Genomic DNA, 15,144 nt, shown 5'->3' on the forward strand with positions numbered 1-15,144 from the left:
CTAGCCGGATGACAGGGTGAGGGTGCGGACGGGCCGGATCTCGATGCTGCTGTGCTGAAGGGACGGGATGCGGCTGGCGATGTCGATTGCCTCGTTCAGTGTTGCCGCCTCCAGGAGGTAAAAGCCGCCAATATGTTCGCGGCTTTCGGCAAACGGGCCGTCATGGACCACAGGCCCGTTTGCCGAGCGCCTGATCGTGACGGCATGCTCCGGTTCGTCCAGCGCTTCGGAGACGATGTGATGCCCGGATGCCGTGACCGCGGCGTCAAAGGCAAAGTGTTCCGAGACGATCCGGCGGTGATCCGCCTCGGAAATCGCGTCGATGTCGGCCGGGTTGGTGTGGATGAAGCAGACGAAGCGCATCAGGCAGGCTCCGCGTCATGAACAGGAATATCACAGAGCGCACGGATTTCGATACTGCCATACCGGGCGATCGGAACACGGGCGACAATCTCCGTCACTTCGCTCAGATCCCGCGCTTCAATGAGGAGAAAGCCGCCGAGATGTTCCCGGCTCTCGGTAAACGGGCCATCTGTGGTCAGCACATTGCCCTGCCTGACGCTGAGCGTAAGAGCCGTTTCCGGGGCGGTGAGCGGTGAGGCCATGACGAGGTGCCCGCGTTCTGCGAGGGCGAGATCATAAGCGAGCGACTGTCGATCCAGCTCGCGTCGCTCGGCATCGCTTAAGGCTTGCATCACGGTTTCGTCGAGCCAGACCTGGCAAAGATACTTCATGGGATCCTCCGTTCCGTCTGCTGATCCTATCGCAGACACGGATCTTGTCGAACGGCCGGTGGCGAATTCGACAGGCGAGCGGCGTGCAGAAAAAAGAAATCCGCTTTGTCGAATGGAGGATCGCCGGTGCGACCAGAGGTTACATCAACCGGAGGATCAGGTTATGCATATTCTGGAAGCCGCTCTCGTTCAGGCGCTCGTCGATCGGGCAAAACAGCAAAAGGCAGCGCGCGAAGCTGCTTGCGAGGAGCCGCAGCCTGCGGCTCTCCCAAATTCCCGGATGATATGGTTCGGCAAGCACTCCATTCTCCGCCGCCTTTGGCTCCAGAGATACTGGCCGCTCACGGCATCAGCTGTCCGCCATTTACGTCGATCGTCTGCCCCGTGATGTAGCCCGAAAGCATGGGGGAAGCGAGAAACAGGTAAGCACCGACACAATCCTGCGGGGTGCCCGTGCGCTTCAGCGGCACGCTGCCGGCGACCTGATCGAGCTGGCCGGGAAGCGCATATTTCTCCTGGAAAGGTGTGGTGATAACGCCGGGTGCCACCGCATTGACGCGGATATCGTATTTGCCGAATTCCAGCGCCATGCCCTTGGTGACAGCCGCGACGAAAGCCTTGGATGAGCCATAGACGCCGGAACCTGCGGTTCCGCCACTGCGCGCGGCGACAGAGGTCGTGTTGATGATGAAGCCGCCCTGCTTCTTGATGTGGGGCAGTGCTGCATGCACGGTCGACAGCACGGACCGGCCATTGACGTCCATCACCTTGTCGTAATGGGCGTCGGTCATCTCTTCATAGGTCAGTCTGGCGATCATGCTGCCGGCATTGTTGATCAACCCGTCCAGCCGACCGAAGGTCCTGGCAACCTCTTCGACCGCTGTTGCCATTGCGTCCGAATCCGTGGCATCCGCCCGCACGGCAAACACGGAGCCCCCGGCCGCTTCGATGTCGCGGGCAATGGCATGTGCGGCTTCCACATTGGAATTGTAGTGCAGGCCGACCAGCGCGCCCTGTGCTGCGAAGGCCCGGGCGAGGGCTTCGCCGATCCCACTCGATGCGCCGGTGATCAGCACGGCCTTGCCGGCGAGATCGGGGATGGTGAGTGTCGTCATGGTGATGTCCTCCTCGTGTCGGAAAAAGTTAGACCGGCCCTGCCGTCATTTGGCAAGGCCGGTCTCATCCATGTTGGTTCACTATGACCGAGCGCAGTTCAGGCAAGAACCAGGTCGCCTCCCGTGCTCCAGCGTCCCGCGGTCACGCGGCAGGCGCGACTGGCTTCTTCCGACCATATTTTGAATAGGCCCATACAACGGCTGCAACGACCACAATGAGCCCAATCGACAGGAGAGGCCGGACGGCAAACCAGCCGATTGCGATGACAGTCACGCCAACGGCGAGCGCCATGACGAAGGAAACCAGCCCCGTCCCGAAGGCAATCAAGGAGCCGACAAACGGGATAACGTCACCGATCACGCTGAATATCCGCAGGATCAACGCAAAGCCGACGAACAACGCAAAAATCCCCGCCAGGCGAATGGCCCAGGTCAGCACAACATTTTCGGCCTGGCTGTCGGCGAACATCTTGGCGAAGGGTTCCCGGCCTGCGGCCAACAGGAACAGAGTGTACCCGTTCTGCGTGGTGTATTCCGTCAGACGGTCACCGTGCTGCATGCCGACGATGCTCACTTCCGGGAGCATGATCTTTTCAAAGCGAACCTTGGTGTCGCCGATCTGCGGTGCCTTTTCATCGGCGCCGAAATAGAGCGCCTGCATCACGGCACGGCCTTCACCAGGATAACCGAGGGCCTCCGAGGCTTCAGCGGCTGTTTCATTGGTGATCGGCAAGGCGACGCGCGCGCCAACCGAGGCGATCTGCGAACCGGCGACGCTAAAGGCCCCCAATTGCGCCGTGTCCACCAGAGTTTCGGACGATGGCAGCCAGAAATCCGGGTTCTCGTGCCCCGCAGGCTCCTTGAACTCCGATGAATCCTGGGCCTTCTCGCTCCATTCCTTGGAATAGCTATAGGTCGTCACGGTTTCTTCGCCGCCGCCGAGCTTTTTCTCGGTCGTGCTGCTTTTTTCCTCGACCCATTGGTACATCTCCACCTTGCGCGCCAGGCCAATCGCCCCGGAGACGCTGATCCCCGTCTCAGGATCGACCACATCTGCGGTCGGCACAACATCGCTTTCGATGTGAACCAGTTTGCGATCAAGCGCCGGGTCGATCCGTGACGCATCGGTCGTAACGACGATCGATAATCCTTCCTCCAGAGACTTATAGGTCTCGATCGATCGACTTTCATTCCAGAACAGCGCGACAATTGCCACGATGAGTAGAACCAAACCGAACAATGCACCCGTCAGCGCCCCGCCCAGACGTGAAAACCAAGATGTTGATGTTTTTGTTACCAAATTCATGGCAGCCCCCACTATTAAGCGCCCTTGTTTACCCAGGAGGCTTTCTAGCAACTTTTGCCATGGGCGAAAGATCTTATCTTGGGAAGATTGGGCTTTGGTGAGGATATAGTTCTCGCGCGTCCAGCACCTGGTTCAGGCTCTGAAACGAGACTGATTTATGGCCGACCTGTTCTGGGGTTGCGCATGGGCCGTGGCTCGTCCTGAGCCGTCTGTCATGATGAAAGATCGGAAGTGTTCGAGCGCGAACCTGGCTGCAGGCTCGGGTCCTGTCACCATCGATCAAATCACGAGGGGCTCGGATTCAGGTTTTAACAGCCAGAGGCAACCTGAATCCGCTTCGACGTCCGTGTTCCAGGAAGGATCAGGCCGGTGTCCAGTCAAACGGCAGCGGCGCCTCGCGGAAGGCGAAGCGGTCGAGATGGCTCGCCACCACGCCTTTCATTCGTTCCAGCACGTCGTCTGACGCGGCCTCGATGTCCACGGTCAGGGACGAGGCGTCGCATGTCATGACGGCCGTCGCTTCGGCAAACCGCACGATACCCTTTTGCTCTCCAAGCTCGACGTCGAGTTTGTGGGCCCAGTGCTTGCAAAGTTGCTGCACGTATTTCCAGCCGTTTTCGGTAGGGATCACCGCTTTTGCTGTTTTCATTGTCAAAGCCTTTCGATCTTGCCGACCGCTTCGTCGAGAATGCGGGCGACTTCCAATTGGGTTTCGCGGGTAGCACCTTCGCGCGACAGGCAGTCATGCAGGGCAGTCTTGAGATTGTGCATGGCCCGGCGAACGGGAGCCGCATCGGTCCGCTCGCTAACCTTGGCCAGAGCCGTCAACCGGCCGATGGCGATGGCGACTTCGTCGGCGCGTTCGGCAAGATGCTGCTGACCCGCCTCCGTGATCGCAAGCAGCTTGCGCGGACCTTCGCTTGCCTGTTCTTCTGCAAGCCCCATGTCGAGAAGCAAAGTCATCGTCGGATAGACGACGCCGGGCGAGGGGGCATATGCGCCGCCCGACAGCGTTTCGATCTCGCGGATCAGGTCATAGCCGTGGCGCGGCTGCTCGCCGATCAGTTTCAGCAGTACGAGCCGCAATTCGCCGCCGTCAAACATGCGCCGCCGTTCGCCGCGACCGCGTGGACCTCCCTCCGGTCCGTCGAAGGGGCCGCCGCGTCGGGCCATCGCCATCATGCGATGTATGCCCCGGCCGCAGCCGTCACCTGAATGTCTGTGGTCTCTGTGTCCGTGTCTCATCATAAGCTCCGTTATTTATGTCTGAAGTGCATCTAAGATATATCTTAGATCGGTTTATGCAAGGGGCTCTTTTAAAAATTGGTGGAGCGGTGCGGCAGACCTTGGATGAGCTGGCCGCCTTGCCCTATGGTCAGGGCAAAACGAAAGGGACGGCAATGTCTGAGCATCGGCACGAATATGCGGTGAAGATCACCTGGCAGGGGGATCGCGGAACGGGAACATCCGGTTATCGGGCCTATGGCCGCGATCACACGATTTCCGTGGCTGGCAAGCCGGATATTCCAGGCTCAGCCGACCCGCATTTTCTCGGTGATCCAGCCCGCTGGAACCCGGAAGACCTTCTGGTGGCTTCCGTCTCGGCCTGCCACAAGCTGTGGTATCTGCATTTCTGCGCCGTCTCGGGCGTGATTGTCACGGCCTATGAGGACAATGCGCAAGGCGTGATGGAAATGGATGAAAGCGGCGGCGGTCGCTTTACAGAAATCGTCCTGAAGCCCCGCGTAACCATCAAGCGCGGCACATTCCCAGACATCGCCCGCGAATTGCACGAAGACGCGCATGAAAAATGCTTCATCGCCAATTCGGTAAATTTCCCTGTCCGCTGCGAGCCGGAAATCATAGAGGTCTGAGGCTTTGTAAACCCGTTAGCGCGTATAGACCCAGGCATAGCCGAAACGGGCTTTTTCCTCATTGAACGAATGCTGGTAGGGAAGGTCAAGCAGCCGTACCTCGCCGAGCCGGTAGGCGGTTCCCTTCTGGTCGAGCCAGGTAGTCAGGCTCTTGGGAACCGCAGAGCCGTCACTGCCGAGCCAGACCAGCAGGATCGGCTTCTCCGCCGTCCATTGATAGGCCGCATTCAAATGATCGTAGACGATGGCCATCGCGGGCACGTCTGGCATTTGAAGATGCAGGTTGCCGGCCGTTAGCCAGTTGTCGGCAAGCATGAGCCCCGGCCTGCGGCCTTCCTCGGCGGTGACGTGTTCAAGGAAATCGCCGTATGGCATGTTATACGCCTGATAGGAGCCGAATAGCTGCGGTGCATTCGTCCGAAGCACGAGCGCGATCGGCGCGAGGCACATGACGATCAGGGGAACGATCAGCAAGCGTTGGGCGTAGTCGCTCGGTCGCACCGCAGAAGCCTGGAGCTTGAGGCAAAGCCAGATTGGCACCAGCGCGACGAAAGGCATCAGCCAGCGGTCCCGAAGCGCCGTCATGCCGATGGTGAGGATCAGCAGAAGGATCGTCAGAATGACCGTCAGGAAGAAGTGCTCGAAAAAACGCGTCCACTGGGTCGATTGCCGCAGGCTGCGGACGAGTTCTTGCCGGAAGGCAAAGACATAGACGGCAACGAGGGGAGCGAGAATCACAAGCACGATACGCAGGAACCGGAGTGGTCCCTGGAGAAGTTTCGCCAATGCATTCTCTGGAGCCTCCTGCGCCATGATCGACAGTGTCTTGCCCGATGCGATCGAAAGATTGTCGATCAGCCACAAGCCATGGGGCAGGACGACGAGGATACCCACCAGCGCGGAGATCAGAATTCGGCGGTCGAAAAGCCGACTGCGCCAATCTGGATTGAGCGCAACTGCGACGAAGGTACCGAAAAAGACCAGCGCAAAATTATACTTCGAGATCATGCCGAGTCCGGCGGTCAGGCCGAGCATGGCATAGAGAAAGGTGCTGGGCGCCTTAATGGTCCGAATGGCCGCCAGCAAAAAGAGATTGATGCAGATGACGAGCGCGACCGAATGCGTGAGATCCCGTTGCGCCTCCCAGAAGATCTGGGGAATGGTCATCAGCGAGAGGGTCGACAGGGCGGCAAAGAGTTTGTCGGTCAGGAGTTCGCGCGCCAGGCGATAGTGGCTGGCATAAAGCAAGACAAGCGCCACGGCCTTGACGAAGGCGATCGAGGCCATCGACAGGCCAAACACGGAGACGAAGGCGGACTGGATCCAGTTGTAGAGTGGCGGCTGCGAATCGTAGCCTTGCACCATCCATTGTGAAAAGAAGGCCTGCTGCGCCTCATCATAGCGCATCGCATCCGGCATGATCAGCCGCACGACAAATTGCAGGGCGAAGTAGCCAGCCAGCAGGAGAAGGATGCTGTCGGGCCGACGGATAATCAGATTACGCATCCGTCTCCGCCCCGAAGATCGTCCGCACGATATAGTTCGGCGAGGCGTCGTCGCGGTAATAGGTCCGGGCGATCATCTCGGCGAGGATGCCAGTTGTGATCAGCTGGACCGATGACAGGAAGAGCATGAAGCCGAGGATCAGCATCGGACGGCCGCCGATGTCCTCGCCGAAGGCGACCTTCTGGACGAAAAGCCAGAACAGGATGACTGCACTAAGAAAGCCGGTGCCGAGGCCGAGCGAGCCGAAAAAGTGGCCCGGACGCGCCTTGTAGCGCATGAAGAACATCACCGAGAGCAGGTCGAGGATCACCCGGAAGGTGCGGGATATGCCGTACTTCGAGGTGCCGTGCTGGCGGGCATGGTGGGTCACTTCCATCTCGCCGATGCGCGAGCTTGGCACGACGCCGGCGACCCAGGCCGGGATGAAGCGATGCATCTCGCCCATCAGCTTCACCTGCTTGATGACGGAAGCGCGGTATATTTTCAGGCTGCAGCCGTAGTCGTGCAATTTCACGCCGGTAATGCGGCCGATCAGGTAATTGGCGCACCACGACGGAATTTTGCGCAGCACTAGCCCGTCCTTGCGGTTCTTGCGCCAACCGACCAGCAGATCAAGTTCCCGCTCCTCAAGGGCTGCCACCATGGCCGGAATGTCTTTCGGGTCGTTCTGCAGATCGCCGTCAAGTGTTGCGATCAACCGTCCGCGCGCCGTGTCGATGCCGGCCTGCATCGCGGCCGTCTGGCCGAAATTGCGCTGAAGCTCAACGATTTTGAGATCAAGGCCGGGCCGCGCCAGATAGCTCCGCGCGTTCAAAAGCGTGCGGTCGGCGCTGCCGTCGTCGACCAGAACCAGTTCCCAGCGCGCGCCGTAGGCGGACATGGCATCGACAATCCGTTCGATCAGCGGCCCGACACTCTCTTCTTCATTGAAGACCGGCACCACGAGGGAAAGCTCGAGGCCCGTCACTTCGGGTGAAAAGGGCAGGCCCGCTTCAATCATCGCACTCACTGAAAAACTCCATGTCGTCCGGATGGCCTCAGGCAGTGCAATCGTGGTAGAGGCGCCTGTAACCGTCGTCGGGTGCTTGACTATATGAAATCGAATGCGGAAGAAAGCGGCCAGACATGGATCATGCGGAACCGCATGGGCCTCGTGACATTTGCCGCACTTCTGGCCTACGCGCTCTTCCTGCACTGGGCCTTTGGCCTCGGTGAACTCGCCGACCGTTTCCAGGCGATCGGCGTTCTCCCGCTCGCAGTGGCGCTGATCCTTCTCGTGTCGACCTATGCGCTTCGCTGTTGGCGGATCGCCGACTATTTCCCTGAGGAAACGCGCGGACAGTTTCGCCGGCTGCTGCGTCTGACGCTCGTGCATAATCTGTTGAACATCATGTTGCCGATGCGGACCGGCGAGACGAGTTTTCCGCTTCTGATGCGCTCCGAGTTCGCCATGCCGCTGGCGCGCACGACGGCCGCGCTGCTGGTGATGCGGCTCCTCGACCTCCATGCTCTTCTGGCCGCAGCCGGGGTCGGCCTCGTCATCAGGCAGGACTGGGCAGTTTGGGCGGTGTTTGCCTGGCTCGCCTTCGTGCTCGCGCCATTGCCCGCCTTTGCCCTTAAGCGCCCGATCCTTCGGCTTGCAAAGAAACTTCCGACAAAGCTCGAGACCCTCGTGGCGGAGATCGAGCGCGGCCTTCCGGCGGGGCCAGCCGCTTTTCTGCGCGCCTGGGCCGCTACGCTGATCAACTGGGGCGTCAAGGTTCTGGTTCTCGCCTGGGTTCTGGCCTTGATGGACGTAACACCGATCGCGGCGAGCTTCGGCGGCGCGCTGGGCGGGGAACTGTCGTCCGTTCTACCCGTCCACGCGCCGGGTGGCGTTGGAACCTATCCCGCAGGCATCGTCGCTGGCAGCGTGTCGTTCGGGGCGTCTGCAGCCAGGGACAGTCTGGAAAGCCTCGGCAAGGCGGCGGTCAATGCTCATCTCCTCATCCTGGTCTCTGCCTTCGTCGGCACCGCGCTGGCCGTTCTGATCGCGCCGCGCAAGCGGTGACGCCTCCCAGGCCGACCGGGCCGCAATATGGTTATTCGCTGATTGTTCGGGCGGTGAAGCTGGAATTTGTGCCAGCATGCCAGCAGCTTGGCCGCGCTTGCCTGGGTGGTTCAGAGGCCGGGTGTCTCCTCTGTCCTGATCGGGGCCAGCAAGCCGGACCAGTTGGCGCAGAACCCGGTCTCGCTGGATCTGGTTCTGTCGTCCGACCAGCGTGAAAGCGTTGAACAAGCAAGCGCACTGCCGGTGCTCAACCCTGACTTCATCTTCCACATGCCGTCAAAAGTGCTGTTTCGCGGGCGAAAGGTGAAGAGCTGGCCACGGGCCTGAAAAGAGAGGGCGGCGCGCGCAGGGCTGCCCGTGTCTGGTCACTGGAACGCTGTCTCGAAGAAGCTGCGCAGCTTGCGGGAGTGCAGCTTTTCCGGCGGCATGGCGCCGAGCTTTTCCAGCGCCCGGATGCCGATTTGCAGATGCTGGCTCACCTGTGTCTTGTAAAACGCGGTCGCCATGCCCGGCAGCTTCAATTCGCCATGCAGCGGCTTGTCCGAAACGCAGAGCAAAGTGCCGTACGGCACGCGGAAGCGGAAGCCATTGGCAGCGATCGTCGCCGATTCCATGTCGAGTGCGATGGCTCGGGCCTGAGACAGGCGTTTTACCGGACCGCGCTGGTCACGAAGTTCCCAGTTGCGATTGTCGATGGTGGCGACCGTGCCGGTGCGCATGATGCGTTTGAGCTCAAAGCCCTCGTAGCCGGTGACCTCCTCGACCGCGTCTTCCAGCGCAAGCTGCACCTCGGAAAGTGCCGGGATCGGCACCCAGGCAGGCAGGTCGTCGTCAAGCACGTGGTCTTCGCGCATATAGGCATGGGCCAAAACGTAATCGCCCAGACGCTGGCTGTTCCGCAGGCCTGCGCAGTGGCCAAGCATCAGCCAGGCATGCGGGCGCAGCACGGCGACATGGTCGGTAATCGTTTTGGCGTTCGAGGGACCAACGCCGATATTGATCACGGTGATGCCGCCATGCCCCTTCTTCTTCAGGTGATAGGCCGGCATTTGTGGCAGGCGGCCGATGGCGACGCCCTCGGTGGGCTCGGAATGACCGGCCGGTGTGATGATGTTGCCGGGCTCGACGAAGGCCGTGTAGTCCCCACCGCCATCCGCCATCAGCTTGCGGGCATAGGCGCAGAATTCGTCGACATAGAACTGGTAGTTGGTGAACAGCACGAAGTTCTGAAAATGCTTGGCACCCGTTGCCGTGTAATGCGATAGCCGTGCCAGCGAATAGTCGATGCGCTGGGCCGTGAACGGCGCCAGAGGATGCGGTTCGCCGGGCTTCGGCTCGTATTCGCCATTGGCGATTTCGTCATCCGTGACGGTCAGATCCGGCGTATCGAAAATGTCGCGCAGCTGCATGTCGGCAAGTCCGCCGGCCGAGGCCTCGACATGCGCGCCTTCGCCAAAGGCGAAATGCAGCGGGATCGGTGTTGTCGATTCCGACAGCGTGATCGGCATCTGGTGATTGCGCATCAGAAGCGCCAGCTGTTCCTTCAGATAATGACGGAAGAGCTGCGGGCGTGTGATCGTGGTCGTGTAGATGCCGGGGGATGTCACATGTCCATAGGACAGGCGGCTGTCGACATGGCCGAAACTCGTCGTCTCAATGCTGACCTGCGGATAGAAGGCGCGGTATCGGCCCTCAATGGCTCCACCCTGAGCAAGCTTTGAAAAGGCGTCGATCAGGAAATTGGTGTTTCGCTCATAGAGCACCGTCAGCGCATCCACGGCGGCCGTGGCGTCGGTAAAGACTTGAGCCTTGAAGGGCTCCGGGCTGAACGAGGGAAGGGCGGCGGAGGATGAGATTCGTGTTTTCATGGCACATTATAGGAGACGAAACTTGACAAGCAAACGACGTCTCGGGGCCGACGACAAGTTTTCCGCTATAGAGTTGTGAGGGCCGGCTTGAGGTCCGGACTGCGCCAATTAGAACGTCGGGCGGCAGGTGTTGAGGCCTGTCGGCGCACAGCTGGCAACAAGACCGGTCGACACCTCGCGCCGTGTCGGCGCATTGTGAATGACCAGATGGCTGAAGGCCACGGCAAACACCGCCATGGTGAGCGTGAGGATCGTCATGCGTTTCGCCAGATCGGCCATGTCCAGAACTCCCTATCTGTCCTTTTCCCTGTTTACGGTTCTAGCGGGCCCGGACTGAATGAAGGCTGAGATGCCGGTTCATCCTGCATTCACAAGAATGAACAGTTTCTAATACGTGGTGGTGCAAGGAGCGCCACGACGGCAGAGGCGAGGCATGACAGCGGGCGAAGTGTTGGCCGGGTTTGGGAGCCGTGTGTCCGCAGCCTTCCCTTTCGTTTTCGGAGGGGATAATCATGACGACTGCTGGCGAGCACCGTCTCGCCCAATGCATCCTTCGGGCGCGCAGGCAGTACAGGGCACCGTCCCCAGGCTGCCTCGCCGCCCGGCAACATGGTGTCATCCATGAGCAAAAAGACTGAAATGCCCCTCCGTTTCGGACGTGTCGCAACGACCGTGCCGGTCAAGGACATGGCAAGGGCATGTGATTTCTATGTAGACCTGCTTGGGTTCGAGAAAGTGTTCGAAAACGGCGATCCCGTCGGGTTCGTGATCCTCAAGCGGGACCATGCCGAAATTCATCTCAGCCTTCAGAAGAACCACAAGGCAACCGATTTCAATATCGCGCACATGATGGTTGAGAACATCGATCGGCTGCACGATCTCATCCAGCAGCACGGATTGAGGGTGATCAAACGCCTCCAGGCCAAGGACTATGGTCTCAGGGCCTTCGTCTTCGAGGATCCTGATGGGAACCGCATCGATGTGGGCGAGCCTATCTGAGACGGCAGGCCATGAATGAGAAGGGCGCCGGTTGATGCCGGCGCCCTTTGATTGGAGAGATTGTTCGCCTTAGAGGCGGGACCAGGTCTGGCTCTTGCACAGAACGGCCAGAACGCAGCCCTTCATTTTCAAGGAATTGCCGGAGACGGTCCCGGAGCCCGAATAGGTTTTATCGTTTTCCGGATCGGTGATCTCGCCCGAATAGCTGTCACCGCTCCCGGACATCTTGCCGATCTGCTTGCCGTTGTGCTTGCCGCTCTTCAGCGTCACGCAAAAGGCGCCGCCGCAGGGCGCGATCTGCGCCGTGGCGCCAGATGCTGTCTTCCAGTTGCCCTCGATCGGCTCGGCCGCCTGTGCCGTGATGGCCGAAAAGGCGAGCGCCGCCGCAATGATGATGGTCCGCATGGTCTGTTGTCTCCTCCCGAGATGGTGATGCCTGGCCGATACCCTTGCCTGGATCCTCTTCCAGGCGAGCGCAACGGTTAAAAATAATCTTACGCACACGTAAAGGTAAAATGCAATCCGCAGCATTCCGGAGGTGCCCCTCCCGTGGGAATTCGGCATTTCAGCGGATGCACTGCGAAGCCCTTCGTCGTTCGTGGTGAATGATCGGTTGATTTTGGGATCTGAAGTTTTCGTAAATATCCGTGCAAATCTCTTGTTTCGCAGGCCTTGCGATACTTAACAGAAACTCAAGTTTACGAAGCTTTTGTACTTTGTTTTCAGCAAATTAAGGATGCATTTTAAGCGACTTTCAAAAGCCTTCCTGCATATTGGACCCATCAAACGAGCAGGGACAAACCCAGCCGATACCCGACCCAAGCGAGAATGACCGGACAACGAGCCGGCGCCGTGAGGGAAGGGCCCGAAAGGGAAAGACAGGGACGTTTAAACCACTAGGCAAACAGGGACAAAACCAATGGCACGCTTTGAAATGCACAATTCTGAAAATGCCACCATGGGTGGCGAAACCCGGGCCGACGTCTTCCGCGACATGGGTCTGATGTATGCGACCGGTCGCGGTTGCCCGATCGACCTGGTCTCGGCACACAAGTGGCTGAACATCGCAGCGATCAAGGGTTGCGACCGCGCCGCCGAGCTGCGCGCGGATCTCGCCCACACCATGAGCAAGTCCGAGCTCGCCGAGGCGCTTCGTGCCGCCCGCGAATGGATGACGATGCACTGATACGGTCCCGGCCACCAAGCGTGGCCGGCGGCGTCAAGACAACAACCCGATTGGGGAACGTGGCGGGGACCTTTGGACGGGGCCAAGGCCAACACTTTTCAAGACCGTGACCGGCAGGAACAAGGCCGGCGCGGTCTTTTTCATGCGCGATTGTTTATCCGATTGCCTTCAGGACCTGGGGCAGGGCCTGCTCGAAGAGATCGAGATCGGCGGGCAATCCTGTCGACACGCGGATGCAGCGATTGAGCGGAGCAACACCCGGCATCCGGATGAAGACGCCGTGCTCCATCAGGCCGTCGACGATCGCACGGGCATAGACACCGTCCCGCCCGGTGTCGATCGCAACGAAATTGGTTGCCGAAGCAAGCGGCGTGAGCCCATTGGCGCGTGCGATCGTGGCAATCCGCTCCCGCGCTGCCTTGATCCGATTGACGACAGCGGTGAGATAAGCCTGATCGGCAAGAGCCGCGAGGGCGGCTTCCGTCGACAGGCGCGGCATGCCGAAGTGATTGCGGATCTTGTCGAAGGCAGACACGGTGCCCGCCGTACCGATGCCATAGCCGACACGTGCACCGGCCAATCCATACGCTTTGGAGAACGTCCGCGTGCGGATAACGTTTGGCAGGTCGATCAGCGCGTCTGAAGCCGGAATGGAGCCTTCAGGTGCCGTCTCGCAATAGGCTTCGTCAAGGATAAGGAGCGTCGTGGAGGGCAATGCGCGGGCGAAAGCCACGACATCGTTTGCATCCCACCAGCTCCCCATCGGGTTGTCAGGATTGGCGAAATAGACAAGCGGCGCATTTTCCTGGTTCACCAGTGTAAGAAGCGCCTCAAGGTCTTCTCGGTCATCCCGGTAGGGTGCTGTTACCAGACGCCCGCCAAAACCGTTCACATGAAAGTTGAAGGTCGGATAGGCACCGAGCGAAGTCACCACGGGCATGCCGGGCTCGATCACCAGCCGAACGATCAGCCCCAGGAGATCGTCGATCCCTTCGCCGATGACAAAATTCTCCGGCAGCAGATTCAAATGGCTGGCAAGAGCGGCCTTGAGCGCATGGTTTTCCGGATCATTGTATTTCCAGATCTCGCCGGCTTTCTCGCAGATGGCCTGAAGTACGGAAGGGGCAGGGCCGAAGCCGCTTTCATTGGCGCCGATCCGGGCCCGGACGGTTTGTCCCTTGAGGCGTTCAATGGCTTCCGGTCCGACGAAGGGAACGGTCGCGGGAAGGCTGATGGCAAGCGGTGTGAAGCGCGAAAATGCAGTCATGCGGGAGACGTCCTGGCATTGGTGAGGGTGCGCAGGATAGGTCGGGCCTGTTTAAAGACAAGCCCTTTGGGACAGCATCTGGTTCGGTTGGCTGGCGATCTTCGCGGGGAAATTCAGGTCGGCGCTGGGTTGGCGTGTATCAGCGTCCGAGGCGTGCGCCGCTGCCGTTCTGGAACGGTTTCAATGGTGCATCCAGCTTTTCGCCGAGCATGAAGTCCGCCCGCACGATCTGATGCAGCAGGGCTTCGGAGATGGGCGCGATGAACTTCACACCGACCCTGTTGGCGCTCCGATAGACCTCGGCGCAACCGATCCGGGCCGCAAGGCCGATGATCTGCAGATAATAATGGGAGGAGAGGCCCATGGCCGTCGTGACTTCGATCGCGGCCCCGCCACGGGAAATGTCGACGACCTGGCAGCTGCGGATGGTGATGCCGGTCAATCCCGGATTGACGGCCATGACCTTGGCCGGCCGACGGACATAAAAGCGTTCCCACTTGCGCTCGTACATTTCCGAGGTCACGCCCGCCAGATGTGTCGAATTTTCCATGGCCATCGCAGCGTGTTCCCTTTTCCCACTCGACACGACGCTAGAGGTGAAGCTTTTCAATTGGATCAATAAGATGATTCAACATTTAGGAAGCTCTGATATTGTCCTGCGACAGAGCAATCCGGTTCAGTGGCTAAGCTCAAAGTTAAGCCGAACGACATGATGGAGAAACTCTGCGTCGATCAGCATGTTGAAGCCAATCGTCAGCTTCTCCGCCTCACGTCGGATCACGGTGCATCCGATATGATCATGGATGCCCAGGATCTCGAGAAAGAAATTGCTCGGTACGGCAACATGTGGCGACACGTCGAGCTCGGCCCCATAGAGCGATATTGTCCGGATCACGCAGCGCAGGCTTGTCGCCGTGCTCAGATGATGGCCGACGAAAACGATCTTGCCCGGCCGGTCGATCTTGAATTTCTCGAAGATCTGGTCCCGCGGGATGGGGGCTTTGACATCTGGTATCGACTGTAGCGGCATGTCGCGCTCCTCAACGAGTTGCCTGATCTTAAACTAGCGCAACTTTCTGTATCCATGCTGCAATCATTCGATAAAATTCTACCGGACTTTGCATTTTGGTCCCGATGCGGGACACGCGATCGATTGTTGACCACAAAGGGCCACGAAGATACGCCTAGCTCGGCTGTGCCGGCTCAACCGGGCAGTGCAAAGTGAATTTTTGGAAGAGG

At 59.6% G+C, this 15,144-nt stretch carries 19 protein-coding genes; 5 read left to right on the top strand and 14 right to left on the bottom strand.

Annotated features, from left to right (window positions below; translation table 11 throughout):
- From ACSV9I_RS08490 to ACSV9I_RS08515, 6 genes are all read right to left on the bottom strand, one after another.
- On the bottom strand, window positions 1–363 hold the full coding sequence (locus ACSV9I_RS08490; RefSeq protein ID WP_438328360.1) for a YciI family protein: 363 nt from the start codon (window positions 361–363) through the stop codon (window positions 1–3).
- Window positions 363–734 (bottom strand): YciI family protein, encoded by a 372-nt coding sequence (locus ACSV9I_RS08495; RefSeq protein WP_438328361.1) that lies wholly within the window; start codon window positions 732–734, stop codon window positions 363–365. Before ACSV9I_RS08495 ends, ACSV9I_RS08490 begins: the two co-directional genes overlap by 1 nt.
- Window positions 735–1,075: 341 nt before the next feature.
- Complete coding sequence (locus tag ACSV9I_RS08500; RefSeq protein ID WP_438328362.1) at window positions 1,076–1,849, bottom strand: SDR family NAD(P)-dependent oxidoreductase; 774 nt, start codon at window positions 1,847–1,849, stop codon at window positions 1,076–1,078.
- Window positions 1,850–1,991: 142 nt separating this feature from the next.
- The gene (locus ACSV9I_RS08505; protein WP_438328364.1) at window positions 1,992–3,155 is read right to left on the bottom strand and encodes a TMEM43 family protein; all 1,164 of its coding nucleotides are present in this window, start codon (window positions 3,153–3,155) and stop codon (window positions 1,992–1,994) included.
- Window positions 3,156–3,516: 361 nt separating this feature from the next.
- On the bottom strand, window positions 3,517–3,804 hold the full coding sequence (locus ACSV9I_RS08510) for a DUF2218 domain-containing protein (RefSeq protein WP_438328365.1): 288 nt from the start codon (window positions 3,802–3,804) through the stop codon (window positions 3,517–3,519).
- 2 nt (window positions 3,805–3,806) lie between these two features.
- The gene (locus tag ACSV9I_RS08515) at window positions 3,807–4,337 is read right to left on the bottom strand and encodes a PadR family transcriptional regulator (RefSeq protein WP_438328367.1); all 531 of its coding nucleotides are present in this window, start codon (window positions 4,335–4,337) and stop codon (window positions 3,807–3,809) included.
- Between the two features lie 218 nt (window positions 4,338–4,555).
- Here ACSV9I_RS08515 and ACSV9I_RS08520 point away from each other — a divergent pair, with 218 nt between their 5' ends.
- On the top strand, window positions 4,556–5,029 hold the full coding sequence (locus tag ACSV9I_RS08520) for an OsmC family protein (protein WP_438328368.1): 474 nt from the start codon (window positions 4,556–4,558) through the stop codon (window positions 5,027–5,029).
- A 15-nt stretch (window positions 5,030–5,044) separates the two neighbouring features.
- Here ACSV9I_RS08520 and ACSV9I_RS08525 read toward each other — a convergent pair whose 3' ends face one another.
- Together ACSV9I_RS08525 and ACSV9I_RS08530 are read right to left on the bottom strand one after the other, a co-directional pair.
- The gene (locus ACSV9I_RS08525; protein ID WP_438328369.1) at window positions 5,045–6,535 is read right to left on the bottom strand and encodes an ArnT family glycosyltransferase; all 1,491 of its coding nucleotides are present in this window, start codon (window positions 6,533–6,535) and stop codon (window positions 5,045–5,047) included.
- Window positions 6,528–7,535: a glycosyltransferase family 2 protein gene (locus ACSV9I_RS08530; RefSeq protein ID WP_438328548.1), complete on the bottom strand. Its 1,008-nt coding sequence runs from the start codon at window positions 7,533–7,535 to the stop codon at window positions 6,528–6,530. The genes ACSV9I_RS08525 and ACSV9I_RS08530 overlap by 8 nt, the downstream gene beginning before the upstream one ends.
- 93 nt (window positions 7,536–7,628) lie before the next feature.
- On the opposite strand from ACSV9I_RS08530, the gene ACSV9I_RS08535 reads away from it, so the two are divergent.
- Both ACSV9I_RS08535 and ACSV9I_RS08540 read left to right on the top strand, forming a co-directional pair.
- Window positions 7,629–8,585, top strand: a complete 957-nt coding sequence (locus ACSV9I_RS08535; protein WP_438328371.1) for a lysylphosphatidylglycerol synthase domain-containing protein — start codon at window positions 7,629–7,631, stop codon at window positions 8,583–8,585.
- Window positions 8,586–8,672: 87 nt separating this feature from the next.
- Window positions 8,673–8,912, top strand: coding sequence for an aldo/keto reductase (locus tag ACSV9I_RS08540; protein WP_438328373.1), 240 nt, complete (start codon window positions 8,673–8,675; stop codon window positions 8,910–8,912).
- Between the two features lie 38 nt (window positions 8,913–8,950).
- Here ACSV9I_RS08540 and ACSV9I_RS08545 read toward each other — a convergent pair whose 3' ends face one another.
- A complete protein-coding gene (locus ACSV9I_RS08545) occupies window positions 8,951–10,453 on the bottom strand; it encodes an AMP nucleosidase (protein ID WP_054160495.1) in 1,503 nt (500 codons plus the stop codon).
- A gap of 108 nt (window positions 10,454–10,561) precedes the next feature.
- Window positions 10,562–10,732, bottom strand: a complete 171-nt coding sequence (locus ACSV9I_RS08550; RefSeq protein WP_156318699.1) for a hypothetical protein — start codon at window positions 10,730–10,732, stop codon at window positions 10,562–10,564.
- Between the two features lie 342 nt (window positions 10,733–11,074).
- Here ACSV9I_RS08550 and ACSV9I_RS08555 point away from each other — a divergent pair, with 342 nt between their 5' ends.
- Window positions 11,075–11,452: a glyoxalase superfamily protein gene (locus ACSV9I_RS08555; RefSeq protein ID WP_438328375.1), complete on the top strand. Its 378-nt coding sequence runs from the start codon at window positions 11,075–11,077 to the stop codon at window positions 11,450–11,452.
- 69 nt (window positions 11,453–11,521) lie between these two features.
- Here ACSV9I_RS08555 and ACSV9I_RS08560 read toward each other — a convergent pair whose 3' ends face one another.
- A complete protein-coding gene (locus ACSV9I_RS08560; protein ID WP_054160497.1) occupies window positions 11,522–11,857 on the bottom strand; it encodes a DUF2147 domain-containing protein in 336 nt (111 codons plus the stop codon).
- A gap of 514 nt (window positions 11,858–12,371) precedes the next feature.
- On the opposite strand from ACSV9I_RS08560, the gene ACSV9I_RS08565 reads away from it, so the two are divergent.
- Complete coding sequence (locus ACSV9I_RS08565) at window positions 12,372–12,638, top strand: SEL1-like repeat protein (protein ID WP_054160498.1); 267 nt, start codon at window positions 12,372–12,374, stop codon at window positions 12,636–12,638.
- 154 nt (window positions 12,639–12,792) lie between these two features.
- Here ACSV9I_RS08565 and ACSV9I_RS08570 read toward each other — a convergent pair whose 3' ends face one another.
- The 3 genes from ACSV9I_RS08570 to ACSV9I_RS08580 all read right to left on the bottom strand — a co-directional run bounded on the left by ACSV9I_RS08570 (window position 12,793) and on the right by ACSV9I_RS08580 (window position 14,935).
- Complete coding sequence (locus ACSV9I_RS08570) at window positions 12,793–13,905, bottom strand: pyridoxal phosphate-dependent aminotransferase (protein WP_438328376.1); 1,113 nt, start codon at window positions 13,903–13,905, stop codon at window positions 12,793–12,795.
- Between the two features lie 139 nt (window positions 13,906–14,044).
- The gene (locus ACSV9I_RS08575) at window positions 14,045–14,461 is read right to left on the bottom strand and encodes a PilZ domain-containing protein (RefSeq protein ID WP_438328377.1); all 417 of its coding nucleotides are present in this window, start codon (window positions 14,459–14,461) and stop codon (window positions 14,045–14,047) included.
- Between the two features lie 120 nt (window positions 14,462–14,581).
- Window positions 14,582–14,935 carry a hypothetical protein gene (locus ACSV9I_RS08580; protein WP_054160501.1) on the bottom strand — a complete coding sequence of 118 codons (354 nt, stop codon included), beginning with the start codon at window positions 14,933–14,935 and terminating at the stop codon, window positions 14,582–14,584.
- Between the last annotated feature and the right edge of the window lie 209 nt (window positions 14,936–15,144).

Source organism: Rhizobium sp. G187 (assembly GCF_051549525.1).
Lineage (GTDB): Bacteria > Pseudomonadota > Alphaproteobacteria > Rhizobiales > Rhizobiaceae > Allorhizobium.

Bases quoted from the DNA above. Each gene is read 5' to 3' on its own strand.
- ACSV9I_RS08490 (WP_438328360.1), bottom strand. From the start codon at position 363: ATGCGCTTCGTCTGCTTCATCCACACCAACCCGGCCGACATCGACGCG.
- ACSV9I_RS08495 (WP_438328361.1), bottom strand. From the start codon at position 734: ATGAAGTATCTTTGCCAGGTCTGGCTCGACGAAACCGTGATGCAAGCC.
- ACSV9I_RS08500 (WP_438328362.1), bottom strand. From the start codon at position 1,849: ATGACGACACTCACCATCCCCGATCTCGCCGGCAAGGCCGTGCTGATC.
- ACSV9I_RS08505 (WP_438328364.1), bottom strand. From the start codon at position 3,155: ATGAATTTGGTAACAAAAACATCAACATCTTGGTTTTCACGTCTGGGC.
- ACSV9I_RS08510 (WP_438328365.1), bottom strand. From the start codon at position 3,804: ATGAAAACAGCAAAAGCGGTGATCCCTACCGAAAACGGCTGGAAATAC.
- ACSV9I_RS08515 (WP_438328367.1), bottom strand. From the start codon at position 4,337: ATGATGGCGATGGCCCGACGCGGCGGCCCCTTCGACGGACCGGAGGGA.
- ACSV9I_RS08520 (WP_438328368.1), top strand. From the start codon at position 4,556: ATGTCTGAGCATCGGCACGAATATGCGGTGAAGATCACCTGGCAGGGG.
- ACSV9I_RS08525 (WP_438328369.1), bottom strand. From the start codon at position 6,535: ATGCGTAATCTGATTATCCGTCGGCCCGACAGCATCCTTCTCCTGCTG.
- ACSV9I_RS08530 (WP_438328548.1), bottom strand. From the start codon at position 7,535: ATGATTGAAGCGGGCCTGCCCTTTTCACCCGAAGTGACGGGCCTCGAG.
- ACSV9I_RS08535 (WP_438328371.1), top strand. From the start codon at position 7,629: ATGAAATCGAATGCGGAAGAAAGCGGCCAGACATGGATCATGCGGAAC.
- ACSV9I_RS08545 (WP_054160495.1), bottom strand. From the start codon at position 10,453: ATGAAAACACGAATCTCATCCTCCGCCGCCCTTCCCTCGTTCAGCCCG.
- ACSV9I_RS08550 (WP_156318699.1), bottom strand. From the start codon at position 10,732: ATGGCCGATCTGGCGAAACGCATGACGATCCTCACGCTCACCATGGCG.
- ACSV9I_RS08555 (WP_438328375.1), top strand. From the start codon at position 11,075: ATGAGCAAAAAGACTGAAATGCCCCTCCGTTTCGGACGTGTCGCAACG.
- ACSV9I_RS08560 (WP_054160497.1), bottom strand. From the start codon at position 11,857: ATGCGGACCATCATCATTGCGGCGGCGCTCGCCTTTTCGGCCATCACG.
- ACSV9I_RS08565 (WP_054160498.1), top strand. From the start codon at position 12,372: ATGGCACGCTTTGAAATGCACAATTCTGAAAATGCCACCATGGGTGGC.
- ACSV9I_RS08570 (WP_438328376.1), bottom strand. From the start codon at position 13,905: ATGACTGCATTTTCGCGCTTCACACCGCTTGCCATCAGCCTTCCCGCG.
- ACSV9I_RS08575 (WP_438328377.1), bottom strand. From the start codon at position 14,461: ATGGCCATGGAAAATTCGACACATCTGGCGGGCGTGACCTCGGAAATG.
- ACSV9I_RS08580 (WP_054160501.1), bottom strand. From the start codon at position 14,935: ATGCCGCTACAGTCGATACCAGATGTCAAAGCCCCCATCCCGCGGGAC.